This is a genomic window from Acidovorax facilis (assembly GCF_023913775.1).
GTDB lineage: Bacteria > Pseudomonadota > Gammaproteobacteria > Burkholderiales > Burkholderiaceae_C > Acidovorax > Acidovorax facilis.
This window is the reverse complement of record NZ_JAMXAX010000076.1, coordinates 19,331-29,589: the sequence shown is the minus strand read 5'-3', so window position 1 is coordinate 29,589 and position 10,259 is coordinate 19,331. Positions and strand designations below refer to the sequence as shown.

The window sequence follows — 10,259 nt, the reverse complement described above, 5'->3', positions numbered from 1 at the left end:
GGCGGTGATGCGCGGCCGCACGGACCGGCGTCGGAGGACGCCAGGTCGCGTGGGCACATCGCTGCTCAGGAGGAAGCCGGGTCGGCTTTCTCCGCGCCTGCCTCTGCGGGTGCAGGGGCATCGGGCCGGGCCTTGCGGCTGCGGCGGGGTAGCGCCGTGACGCCAGGCGAGGAAGGGGGCAGGGCGGCGGCCGTTGCAAGGGCGCGCGGCGTCTGCCGGGACGAACCGTCGGCATGGGGCAGCATCTCGATCGCGATGTCGCGGCCTTCGCTGCCGAACTCCCGCAGGGCCTGCCACGGCATGACGAACAGGGTGTGCGCCAACCAGCGAACGAAGAAGCCGAGGCGCTTGTGGCGGGCCTGTCGCGCCTTCTCGCGCCGCAAGCTCTCCTTGCAGGACAGGTATGAACCGCCCCGGGTTTCGCGGAGGCCCGTTGGGTTAAGTCAGGCCGGCACGAGGTCGGGCTGACGGGTGAGTTGCCGATAGTAGTTCGCCTCTGCCTCGGCTGGCGTAATGTAGCCGATGGAGCTGAGCAGGCGATGGTGGTTGAACCATGACACCCATTCAAGGGTTGCCAGTTCCACCGCCTCCCGGGTCTTCCACGGCGCACGGCGATGAATCAACTCGGCCTTGTACAACCCGTTGACGGTCTCGGCCAGCGCGTTGTCGTAGCTGTCGCCCTTGCTGCCCACCGAAGGCTCGATGCCGGCCTCTGCCAATCGCTCGCTGTAGCGGATCGACACGTATTGCGAACCACGATCCGAGTGATGGATCAGGCTGCTGTCGCGTTCTGGCTGACGCGCATACAGCGCCTGTTCCAGCGCATCGAGCACGAAGTCGGTGCTCATCGAAGTGCTCACGCGCCAGCCCACGATGCGTCGGGCAAACACATCCACCACGAAGGCCACGTACAACCAACCCTGCCAGGTCGAGACATAGGTGAAATCCGAGACCCAGAGCTGATTCGGCCGCTCGGCGCTGAACTGCCGATTGACCTTGTCCAGTGGGCACAACGTCTTGTGCTCGGCCACGGTGGTGCGCACCACCTTGCCACGTATGACACCTCGCAGGCCGAGCCTGCGCATCAGACGTTCAACCGTGCAGCGCGCAACCTCTACGCCCTCGCGGTTCATCTGCTTCCAGACCTTGTCCGCGCCATACGCCTGCATATTGGCGTCCCACACCTGTTTGATCGCAGGCTGCAACGCAGCATCCCGCTTCGCTCTGGCACTCAGCAGAGAAGCATCTCTGCAGCGCGCCGCGTGGCGCCAATAGGCTGACGGGGCAATCTGCAGAACCTTGCACATCGGCTCGACCCCGTGGCTGTCGCGGTGCTCATCGACCAGCCCGTACATCACTTCAAACGGCGGTCGAGCTCCGCCTGGGCGAAAAACGCGCTGGCAAGCTTCAGGATCTCGTTAGCGCGGCGAAGCTCTTTGACCTCGCGTTCCAGATCCTTGATGCGCTGCGCATCCGCCGTCGTTACACCCGGGCGCGCCCCCGCATCGACCTCCGCCTGCTTGACCCAATCCAGCAGCGTCTGAGGCACGCAACCAATCTTCGGTGCGATCGACTCGACCGCCGCCCACAGCGACGGATACTCCCCGCGGTGCTCCTGCACCAGCCGCACAGCTCGCTCGCGAACCTCAGGTGAGAACTTCGATGATTTCTTCATGGCTCCATCTTCTCAAGAGTTGGAGCCTCCGCAAAATCCGGGGCGGTTCAGGTACAGCGCCAGATGGCTGTGCTTCATCTCGACATCACGTTCGAGTTGGGCGAGCACTTCGGCGGCCAGCGCAGAATCGCTGCGCACACGCCGGTAGAACTCGACCCAGGTCCGTTCTTCCTCGGTTTCGATGCCCGAACGCTTCGGGCGGGGACGTTTCTCAGGGGACATGGTTTCTCCTCGGAAAACAGGGAGGCACCGTCCCCGGCCGGGAGACGACTGAGTCTCCCCGGGGTTGCATGGCTGTGCGGCGTGGCTATGCTGGTCGACAACCCCTATCGAGGAGAGCGACGAGCATGCTGCGCGCAGGCGATTCACTCCGGTTCACAGCCGCCGAAATCGAGGAGTTCCGATCGCTCGGAATCGATTTCGACGGCGTGCGAACACAGGCCGATGTCGAGGCGGCGCTGGCCAGATGGACCCACGTGCTCGGCGAAGAACGGCCGGATCTGCTGGAGAAGATTGCCTTGGAAATGGCAAAGGCCAAGGAGGTGTCGCTACCCCCGCGACTCAGCGTCGTTGGCCCCGCACCTGATTCTCCTGAGCAATCCTGATCCAGCGGTCGGCGATCCTGTCCAGATAGACGAGATCGTCGGCTTCGATGTCGCCCGCTTCGCGAAGACGGGCGATGACCTCCTTGACCAGTTGCGGGTCATCCTTGGCGAGTTGGATCGCCATGGCTGCAATGCGCTTGCGGTAGTTGCCGAGCATGCTCAGCTCCTGTCAAAGCGCGGTTCGACGGCGCCGCTGGCCGCTCCCGAAGGAGACGGCTGGGGACGCAGCAGTGCGGCCACAGGACGCGACTGCACGGTGGGCGGCCGGCTGTGGCCGGAACCGCCCAACAGCACGCAGGTGCGTGCGACGGATCGGGTTGCGATCGATGCGAACACGGTGTTCTCCTTCGGGTAAAGGGAACACCCATCCCCGGACGGGAAACAGTGTTCCCGTTCGGGTGTGCTCTGCCCGGAAAGGGCGAAGCGGCTCGGTGGCGGCACCTTGCGGTGCGCCGGGGTGGTGGTCCATCGTGCTTGCGCACGGGGACCAGCGCTCCTGCCTGGCGGCAAAAGCTCGGCATCGATGCGATGCGAAGGACACGCATCCGGCGGGCCGGATGCAGGGCATGAAGCCCAGCTACTGGGTCAGCCGTCGAAGCGGCGGACCGACCAGGAAGACCTGGCGACCAGAGGGCGGGTAACGACCGCGACGCCAGCGAAGCTGGACTTCAAGCCACCCGCGATGGGCGGTGTTGAAGGCTGCGCAGACACGATGTCCGCAGGAAGCACACTCAGTGTGATCCGGGAAATGATCGTCTTCAAGGGCGAGTAAAGCCCTTCGAATGCACGCCACCCCCAACTCCCTGCTGATGACGGCTCTTGTGCATTGCGCCTTGAAAGGTGGCGGTCACACTTGCCCAAGGGGCGTGGGGCGTTTCAAGTGCCTGTTGCGCTCCTGGTGTCCTTGGTCCCGCTTGCCGACTGGGCAACGAAGTCCTTTTTCAGTGACAACATCACTGATCGCCTTGCTTGCCGAGCCTTGACTTGATGCGACTCAGTGCCACGGGTGTCACCCGTATGTAGCTTGCAATATCGCTTTGTCGCAAGGCGGCGACCAATTCGGGGTTGTCGTGCATGAACCGTACGTAGCGGTCTTCGGGTGAGAGCGTGAGAAGTTCCATTTCCCGCCGCTCCTTGCGCTGTCCGTAGAACTTCAGAGCGTTGGCGATGGCACGCTGCCAAGCAATATGCTGGCCTGCCAGACGAAGTAACACACGATAGTCGATTTGATGAATGCACGATTCGACAACGGCGTAACTGGAGAAACTTGTCAGTCCATCTTCTTCGAGCGCGGCGACGCTTGCGAAGCAAACGCCGGACTCCGCAAAGCCCTTTACCCACGAATCACCGTTGGGCGTTTCGTAAACCATCTTCACGATCCCTTCATTGACGACGAAGACGAACGGCTTTCTCTCGCCAGCAAGGAATAGCGCTTCCCCGGGCCGGAGTCGCCGTTCGCACGCCGCGCCTTCGACGACGGACCACTCCGGGAGAGCCGACCCGGCGAGGCGCTGAAACACATCGCTTGTGGAAGAGCGAGTTCTGCCCATGTCATTAACCAGGGTTATCGATGTCGCTCGCCGAAGCGGAGATACTGGATTGGTCTCTTCGATCAGCAGCCATCATGAAACCTCTCTTGCTCCCGCCCGTTGTTTGGCTTGTGTCCGTTGTCTGCATGTTGGTCCTCCATTGGAAGAGCCCCATCGCGGTGTGGCTGCCACAGCCATACAACTGGCTTGGGCTCGCGCTGATCATGGCCGGTCTCGGAATCGCCAATTGGCATGCTCGTCTCTTTCGTCGTCTCGGCACAAACATCAACACGTTCGGCGAGCCGGGCGAACTGACGATGGAAGGACTCTTTCGTCGAACCAGGAATCCCATGTATCTCGGGATGTTTATCTCCCTTTTCGGAGTCGCGTGTGTATTGGGCTCGACTTCCGCACTTGCAGGGCCAGTTGCGTTCTTCGCACTCGCGCAATTCTGGTACATACGCAGCGAAGAAGAGGCGATGACATTGAAGTTCGGGGACAAGTACATCGAGTACCAGCGATCGGTTCCGCGTTGGCTGTAGTTGCGCTTCTTTGGTGCCGGGATTGGCTCAGGCGATGGGAGGCTAGCCCGGGCTGCTCCTGTCAGCCCGCAAAATAACTGCGCCGCTTCGCGCGATAGTTCGACGGGTCGAGGTGTGGAGGCAGCCATTGATCGGCTCGCTCCTTCAGATAGTTGCCGGAGCTCTTGGGCTTGCGCTGGTACTTGGCCGCCAGGTAGCGCGCGTAGTGATGGTCGAACAGGCGCATGAACTCGCCGAAATAGATGTCCGCCACGCGGGTGTCGCCGTGGATCACGAGCATGTTCTCGTCGTTCTGAACCTGGGATGAGCTGCTGAAGTTCGCCGAGCCGGTCACGACGGTGGGCGTGTCGCTCAGCGGATCGACCAGCATGTACTTGGTGTGGATGTAGTCGTTGTTGTTGAGCGGGTTGTCGCGCTCCTTGAGCGCATCCACCAGAGTGCTTTCTTCCTCGAGATAGCTGCCCGCGGCGAAGATGACGTCGCCGTCGGTGCCGATGTTCTCGGTCTTCTTGAGGGGATCGTCCTTGACGATGTAGCGCAACACGTCGTTCTGCTTCTGAAAGACCGCCTGGAACTCCGACGCGATATCGAACGCCGCGGTGAAGCACACCAGTTGTTCCGCGGCATCGGCCAGGTTCGCATACCACTGCAGGGTCTTCTGTGTCGATGCCGTCTCCTTTGCCTCGCGAGGACTGAACAGAGGGTAGGTGCCGGGCTGTAGCGGTAGAGGTGGAACCGGGCTTTCCTGCGCATTGGGCTCGCGCAGCTTGGTCGCCGTGAGATTGCGCTGGAGGCGCTCCCAGTAGGCAAGATACTGGCGGGCGATTTCCGGGTCATGGACCACGTGGCCGACGTTCGAGTGGCCGAAGATTCCGCCAGCCGAGATGTTGGTCGAGCCGGTCCACACGCTGATCGGCTTGCCGTCCTTCAAGAGCACGATGAATTTGTTGTGCCGGATGCCCACCGTGACGGTTCGGGGATGGACAAAGTCGCCAAGGCCTGCTATTTCGATCGTGGCTTCGTTCTCCGCCTTGTAGCTGCTCTCCGCGTCATAGACGATCTGCACATCGCCTTTGTCCGCGGCCTTGCGCAGCGCCTGAGCGACGGGCAGGTAGTGAAATTCGTAGAAGGCCGCCCGCAATCCCATGCCCTTCTTGGCGCCGCGCTTGATGAACGCGAGCAGGGCCTCGTACAGGCCGCGCGAGAGCCACTTCATCGGCTTGGATGAGGGGGCATCCGGATCGGGTTCGACGTTGCCGAACTCCCGCGCGTATGCCTGGGATCCGATCACGCCCCGGTTGAAGTGAATGTCATGCCGGGAGCCTTTCCCATGAGGTGCTGCGGTCGTTTCGCAGCGAACGCGGACCGAAACCCCCTTGGCTTCGTCGAGCCGGAGCTTCTTGGGCTCGCCGAAGACGGGGCTAACCGCGTATTCGTATTCCACGCCGGCCGTGGCCGTGTAGTCCGCCCACAGAAAGCTCTGAACAGGATGTTCGCTGGTCGGCACCAGCGTTCCCGGGGGCAGCCCTTTGTCTTTGCTTTCGAAGCGCTTGATGCCCCGCAGGTAGTAGCTGGTTTCGATCTGCCCGGAGGTGTTGAATTTCTTGCGGTGTATCGCGAAACCGAGAAGGTTGTTGTCGTCGGTGAAGTCGGCAAGGTTTGGCGGTTTCGCGAAATCCCAGGCCAAGACGACGACATGGGTTCCCGCGATGGCACGCAGGCGCAGGTATTCTCCGTTGATGGATGCTCGCATGAACGTGCTCCTCCCGAGCTGGCTATTGATGGGGCGTTCGGATTCGGATTCGCTGTGTGTCCGGTGTTCCGCCTGCTGGGCAGGACATGGGTTTCAAGTCCTTGGTCAGGCAAACCCATAGTTCCTTGAGCCGGTTGCCGGAAGCCACGTTGACGCGCAGGCTGGCGTCCGGCAATGCAGGGTTGAGTTTCAGAAACGCTCGCTTGACGTCGATCGCCTGGACGTCCACCAGTTGCCCGGAGCCGGGGCTGATGCCGCTGGTCATCATTTCGCGCATGGTGGGGCGTCGCAGCGACATGTAGACGCTCTGGATGTCAGAGAAATAGCGCTCCGGTGAAGACCATCCGCATGTGCCGTGGGCTTGCCACTCGTTCTGCATTAAATCCTCTCCCGGTACCATGCAGAGGTGCTGCTTGATCAAAGGGACGGAAAGCGATCCGACGGTCTGGCAGTTGCGCGGATGGTCTCGGCTGGATCGGGCCTGACCGTTCTGGGGCCAGAGGCCGTGAACCACCCATTCGAACCTATTGTCGGAGAAGCACTGAAACGCGTGCTTCTTTCGCTGATCCTTGGGCTTGTTCCGCTGCGCTTCACAGTGCTCTGGCGACCAGGAGAGGACCAGTGCCAGGTAATCCGTTGGAAGATCTTTGTTGACGTAGTCGACAGGCTTGGGAGGCGCCGCTTCGACAGACGCGGGTAAGGTGCAGACTTCCTGCGCGAAGCCTTGGGCGAGCGAAGTTGACAGCAGCACGAAGAGCAGTGCGTGTATTCCTGCGCGATACCGTGGACTGGTGGCCATGAGAATCTCCCGGTGGGGGGCTGCGCGCGCCGCGTACGACTCCTGGTGGCACGAGCACAAAGCCCACATTTTGCTGCTGGAATGTGGCATGGAGTCAACCAAGTGGCATGGTTCCGCCGAAAACGCTGGAGCCGCTCCGCCGCAGCCCTGCTCAGACAGACGACTTCATTCAGGGCCATACCACGTACCCAGAAGAGTTGGATACCTGTCCGACATCGCTTCCGGATTTCATGGAATGCTATCCACTATCCAATGTCGCTCGCGTTGGACGTTGACGGCTCGTAGCCTTGCTCAGGGGGCTGAACGTGAGGATCACGCCTGGGCACTCCGGTGAGTGGGGTGGGTTGCATGCGTCGGTTCCGAGACGATCATTGTCTTGGAGGTATCGACCTATGTCCTTTCGCATGAAACTCGCTTCGCTGCCAGCCGATGCGGCCACATACGAGGCTTTGCGGTTCCAAGTCGATGGCGTCGATCCACACGGGCAGGTGGTGCGTGGTGTCGATCCGGTGCTCGGCCCGCTGGTTGGCGATGAACTGGAGTACGGCGCCTTGTTTGCCTACCTGTTTCGGCGCTTCGGGTTTCCGAACGCGCCGTGGGATGCCGGTCGGCTGGCGCGATACGTCCTCGCAACCCCTTGTGCCGATATGTTTCTGGTCATCGAGCCGCGCCTCAGCGGCACGGCGACTGAGGTGTTCGGCTTCCATGCTCCGAAGGCGGTGGGAGTGGCCGCTGCAGCCTATTCGGGATCGCGCCTTCCCCGCTCGCCAGAGGATTGGGATGGGGCGGATCCCCTTAAGCCCTACGCCATGGCCGCAGCCAAAACCCTGAAAGGTCTGCTGCGTCCGGTGTGCCTGGAAAGCGATGGGGCGATTGATATCTTCGGGGCGGTTCCACGTACTCGGCGTGCGCTCCATCCTGCGCCTTGGGCTCAGCCAGCCATGTTGAGTCGCACCTGAGTTTGTCCTGCAAGCTCTTGTTCAGACGGAGGTTGCCTATTCTTTGTGCAGCACCGAAACTGGGCGCGCCTGGTTCGGTGGCCGTGGGCCTCCCGGTGTCACCGGGATGTAATGTCCCCAAGGTTGTCCACAGAAACTGTGGATATGTTCGGCTGCAGGTGTGCAGCCCAGGGGAGGGCAGCTTGCATCACGAGAAGCTGATGGCAAAGCCATGTTCCTGGAAGTAGGTCCGTGCCGCTGCCAGTTCCTCCTTGGTTGCGGACAGGATGACGGTGCTGGCCGTGCTTTGCCACATGTCGATCACCAGCTTGTGATCGCCGATGACGATCTGCAGCGCTTCGGGCGTCAGGGCTGAACTGAGTTGGGTCATGGCGCCGTTCTCAATGAGCAGGACGCCATCGTGGAAGGCGATTCTGAAGCAGCCGATGCAGAGCCGGTTGGCGGGAGAGCCCAAAGGCGTCTTCTTGAGGCCATCGAGGACTCGGAACGTCTGCGGATCGAGACAGCGCAAGGGTTTGTTTGGTGCGGGCGCTTTCATTCTTGTCTTCAAGGTCAAGCAAGCGGGCTTGTGAGTATGTTACTCATAGGACGTGATCTTATAAAGCGTAGATTCATGGGGCGTGCGCCGTTAGTGTCCAGTCCAGAGCAAAAAAGCCATGGAACTGGACTACGATCCCCTCAAACGCTTCGGCCGACATCTCGCCGAGCTGCGACGCGCCAAAGGCATATCGCAGGAGCGTCTCGCCCTGGAAAGCGGTCTGGCGCGCAGCTACTTGAGCGGAATCGAGCGCGGCGTGCGCAACCTGTCACTGATGAACATCTGCATCCTTGCGCAGACCCTTCAGCTCCCTCCGGCGCGCCTGCTCGAGTTTTCTGCCGATCCAGAGCCGGAATCAACCGCGCCTGGTTGATCTGCCCGAGAAGTGCTCGCGCGGACGATGCAACCCTTGCCGCGGCGCTTGGCCTCCAACAGGGCCTCATCGGCACGTGCAAGTGCCCGTGCCAGCGATTCGCCTGCGGTTCGCTCAGCGATGCCGGCCGAGAATTTCAGCGACCACGCCTGGGTAGGCATTGTTCTGCAAGCGCTGGATCGAAGGGTGTGCTGGATGCGCAGCAGGATGTGTTCCGTGTCCACGCCGGCCGCCCCGGTCAGCATGACCGCGAACTCATCGCCGCCCAGGCGGGCCACCGTGTCGACGGGTCGAAGGCCCTGACGCAGCGCAGCCGCGAAGTACCGCAATACCGCGTCTCCGGCGGCGTGGCCATGGGTGTCGTTGATCCCTTTGAAGTCATCCAGATCGATCATCGCGCAGGAGATCACCGACGGGGGGCAATCACGGGGCAGATCACAGGCGCGTCGGAATCCTCGGCGGTTGAGCAGTGCCGTCAGATCGTCATGGTGAAGAGCCCGTTGCGCTTCTGCAAGCGCCAGTTGCAGCTCGACGATGCGGTTCGTGAGCTTGGCGCGGCGACGACGGCGAAACAGGGCTGGCAGCACGGGTTGGAGGCGGGCGGAGTGGGCGAACCATCACCGTAGGTTCTCCACCCATCGTGGGCGAGGAGCAATTCGCGGCGGAACAAGTCGTTTTCGACATCGGTGGGGTTTTGCGGTCGCTCACAGTCCTGCGGTTCGCCGACTAAACATCCTTGCGGTTCATCCGTCTTCAGAAAGAAGGCCCTGGATTTGGGCGTGAATGTCCTTTGTGCCTGGAGGTGAAGGCATGGCGAGTTTGGGGTGTGCGCTCGATCGCAAACCGGCTCGGTCAGAGTTGGCCGTGCTGGTGTCCCAGTACGGCAAGGCGCAGATACGCTGCAGCAGCGTGATCGCCGAGCAGGCTGCGCTGATCGAGGCCTTGCAGGCCGAGCAGGTGCGCCTGCGTGCCGAACTGGTGATCCGGGTGACCGCCTTGCAGTTCGAGCGTGAGGAGCGGATGCGCCTGGAAGCCATGGCACCTGGGTTGCCACGCCGGGCTGTGCTCGCGCGCCAGATCGAGTACCTGATGGGACGAATCGAGGCGCTGCTGCGGGAGCAAACCCGCTGGCGTTGGGGGAGGGAGTCCCGGCGCGAAGCGCGTCCGCCCTCATCGCCGAAAGTCGAGTCTCCGACATGCGACGGCGGTGGCGGGATGGTTGAAGGAGGCGCGTTCGCCCCCCAGGAGGAGGCATCGACAGAGGCGGCAGCGCGAGGGGCGGATAATGCCGGACTGCAGGAGGCAGAACTGTTGATCTGCCGCACCGGCTGCATCAGCCACGGAGATTATTGGCGCGTGCAGGATCAATGTCGCCGAACCGGAAAACCCTGCATCCTCATCGACGAACATCAGGCCATTCACGCCATGCGTCAGGGCGATGGCATCGTGATTCAGGCGTGTCCCGTGCGCAGTCTCTGACGGGGGG

General features: G+C 62.0%; 15 protein-coding genes and 1 other annotated feature. Of the genes, 5 read left to right on the top strand and 10 right to left on the bottom strand.

Features of this window, described 5'->3' with window-relative positions:
• Positions 1–65: 65 nt before the first annotated feature.
• The 3 genes from NFX52_RS19100 to NFX52_RS19090 form a co-directional block, all read right to left on the bottom strand.
• A complete protein-coding gene (locus tag NFX52_RS19100) occupies positions 66–302 on the bottom strand; it encodes a hypothetical protein (protein ID WP_156358585.1) in 237 nt (78 codons plus the stop codon).
• A 141-nt stretch (positions 303–443) separates the two neighbouring features.
• Positions 444–1,675, bottom strand: a protein-coding gene (locus NFX52_RS19095; RefSeq protein ID WP_103363634.1) for an IS3 family transposase whose coding sequence is annotated in 2 segments (ribosomal slippage) — positions 444–1,387 and positions 1,387–1,675 — 1,233 coding nt in all. Because the reading frame shifts where the segments join, the coding sequence is not laid out codon by codon here.
• Positions 1,281–1,397 (bottom strand) — a sequence feature (AL1L pseudoknot). Its footprint overlaps the gene before it by 117 nt.
• A 12-nt stretch (positions 1,676–1,687) precedes the next feature.
• Positions 1,688–1,897, bottom strand: a complete 210-nt coding sequence (locus NFX52_RS19090) for a hypothetical protein (RefSeq protein WP_055394472.1) — start codon at positions 1,895–1,897, stop codon at positions 1,688–1,690.
• Positions 1,898–2,022: 125 nt separating this feature from the next.
• Here NFX52_RS19090 and NFX52_RS19085 point away from each other — a divergent pair, with 125 nt between their 5' ends.
• The gene (locus NFX52_RS19085; protein WP_082437282.1) at positions 2,023–2,280 is read left to right on the top strand and encodes a hypothetical protein; all 258 of its coding nucleotides are present in this window, start codon (positions 2,023–2,025) and stop codon (positions 2,278–2,280) included.
• Here NFX52_RS19085 and NFX52_RS19080 read toward each other — a convergent pair.
• The 3 genes from NFX52_RS19080 to NFX52_RS19070 form a co-directional block, all read right to left on the bottom strand.
• Entirely contained in the window at positions 2,237–2,437 is a 201-nt protein-coding gene (locus NFX52_RS19080) for a hypothetical protein (RefSeq protein WP_004355089.1), read from the bottom strand. The genes NFX52_RS19085 and NFX52_RS19080 overlap by 44 nt on opposite strands.
• Before the next feature lie 2 nt (positions 2,438–2,439).
• Positions 2,440–2,616 (bottom strand): hypothetical protein, encoded by a 177-nt coding sequence (locus NFX52_RS19075; protein ID WP_202907119.1) that lies wholly within the window; start codon positions 2,614–2,616, stop codon positions 2,440–2,442.
• 617 nt (positions 2,617–3,233) lie between these two features.
• Positions 3,234–3,830, bottom strand: coding sequence for a Crp/Fnr family transcriptional regulator (locus NFX52_RS19070; RefSeq protein WP_055394476.1), 597 nt, complete (start codon positions 3,828–3,830; stop codon positions 3,234–3,236).
• A 20-nt stretch (positions 3,831–3,850) separates the two neighbouring features.
• Here NFX52_RS19070 and NFX52_RS19065 point away from each other — a divergent pair, with 20 nt between their 5' ends.
• A complete protein-coding gene (locus NFX52_RS19065) occupies positions 3,851–4,351 on the top strand; it encodes a methyltransferase family protein (RefSeq protein ID WP_082437283.1) in 501 nt (166 codons plus the stop codon).
• A gap of 61 nt (positions 4,352–4,412) precedes the next feature.
• On the opposite strand, the gene NFX52_RS19060 is transcribed toward NFX52_RS19065, so the two are convergent.
• A complete protein-coding gene (locus tag NFX52_RS19060) occupies positions 4,413–6,104 on the bottom strand; it encodes a phospholipase D-like domain-containing protein (RefSeq protein ID WP_055394480.1) in 1,692 nt (563 codons plus the stop codon).
• 22 nt (positions 6,105–6,126) lie between these two features.
• On the bottom strand, positions 6,127–6,903 hold the full coding sequence (locus NFX52_RS19055; RefSeq protein WP_055394533.1) for a ribonuclease T2 family protein: 777 nt from the start codon (positions 6,901–6,903) through the stop codon (positions 6,127–6,129).
• 392 nt (positions 6,904–7,295) lie between these two features.
• Between NFX52_RS19055 and NFX52_RS19050 the strand changes: the two genes are divergently transcribed.
• Complete coding sequence (locus NFX52_RS19050) at positions 7,296–7,862, top strand: hypothetical protein (RefSeq protein WP_055394482.1); 567 nt, start codon at positions 7,296–7,298, stop codon at positions 7,860–7,862.
• A 187-nt stretch (positions 7,863–8,049) separates the two neighbouring features.
• Here NFX52_RS19050 and NFX52_RS19045 read toward each other — a convergent pair whose 3' ends face one another.
• Entirely contained in the window at positions 8,050–8,400 is a 351-nt protein-coding gene (locus NFX52_RS19045; RefSeq protein ID WP_055394484.1) for a hypothetical protein, read from the bottom strand.
• Between the two features lie 118 nt (positions 8,401–8,518).
• Between NFX52_RS19045 and NFX52_RS19040 the strand changes: the two genes are divergently transcribed.
• Positions 8,519–8,773, top strand: coding sequence for a helix-turn-helix domain-containing protein (locus NFX52_RS19040; RefSeq protein WP_082437284.1), 255 nt, complete (start codon positions 8,519–8,521; stop codon positions 8,771–8,773).
• On the opposite strand, the gene NFX52_RS31115 is transcribed toward NFX52_RS19040, so the two are convergent.
• On the bottom strand, positions 8,704–9,360 hold the full coding sequence (locus NFX52_RS31115) for a GGDEF domain-containing protein (protein WP_082437285.1): 657 nt from the start codon (positions 9,358–9,360) through the stop codon (positions 8,704–8,706). The two genes, NFX52_RS19040 and NFX52_RS31115, sit on opposite strands and share 70 nt — an antisense overlap.
• 196 nt (positions 9,361–9,556) lie before the next feature.
• Between NFX52_RS31115 and NFX52_RS19030 the strand changes: the two genes are divergently transcribed.
• Positions 9,557–10,252: a DUF2325 domain-containing protein gene (locus tag NFX52_RS19030; RefSeq protein ID WP_156358586.1), complete on the top strand. Its 696-nt coding sequence runs from the start codon at positions 9,557–9,559 to the stop codon at positions 10,250–10,252.
• The last annotated feature ends 7 nt before the right edge of the window (positions 10,253–10,259 follow it).

Excerpts from the sequence above, each read along its gene's own strand:
- NFX52_RS19100 (WP_156358585.1), bottom strand. The coding sequence starts at position 302 with ATGCCGTGGCAGGCCCTGCGGGAGTTCGGCAGCGAAGGCCGCGACATC.
- NFX52_RS19090 (WP_055394472.1), bottom strand. The coding sequence starts at position 1,897 with ATGTCCCCTGAGAAACGTCCCCGCCCGAAGCGTTCGGGCATCGAAACC.
- NFX52_RS19085 (WP_082437282.1), top strand. The coding sequence starts at position 2,023 with ATGCTGCGCGCAGGCGATTCACTCCGGTTCACAGCCGCCGAAATCGAG.
- NFX52_RS19080 (WP_004355089.1), bottom strand. The coding sequence starts at position 2,437 with ATGCTCGGCAACTACCGCAAGCGCATTGCAGCCATGGCGATCCAACTC.
- NFX52_RS19070 (WP_055394476.1), bottom strand. The coding sequence starts at position 3,830 with ATGGGCAGAACTCGCTCTTCCACAAGCGATGTGTTTCAGCGCCTCGCC.
- NFX52_RS19065 (WP_082437283.1), top strand. The coding sequence starts at position 3,851 with ATGTCGCTCGCCGAAGCGGAGATACTGGATTGGTCTCTTCGATCAGCA.
- NFX52_RS19060 (WP_055394480.1), bottom strand. The coding sequence starts at position 6,104 with ATGCGAGCATCCATCAACGGAGAATACCTGCGCCTGCGTGCCATCGCG.
- NFX52_RS19055 (WP_055394533.1), bottom strand. The coding sequence starts at position 6,903 with ATGGCCACCAGTCCACGGTATCGCGCAGGAATACACGCACTGCTCTTC.
- NFX52_RS19050 (WP_055394482.1), top strand. The coding sequence starts at position 7,296 with ATGTCCTTTCGCATGAAACTCGCTTCGCTGCCAGCCGATGCGGCCACA.
- NFX52_RS19045 (WP_055394484.1), bottom strand. The coding sequence starts at position 8,400 with ATGAAAGCGCCCGCACCAAACAAACCCTTGCGCTGTCTCGATCCGCAG.
- NFX52_RS19040 (WP_082437284.1), top strand. The coding sequence starts at position 8,519 with ATGGAACTGGACTACGATCCCCTCAAACGCTTCGGCCGACATCTCGCC.
- NFX52_RS19030 (WP_156358586.1), top strand. The coding sequence starts at position 9,557 with ATGTCCTTTGTGCCTGGAGGTGAAGGCATGGCGAGTTTGGGGTGTGCG.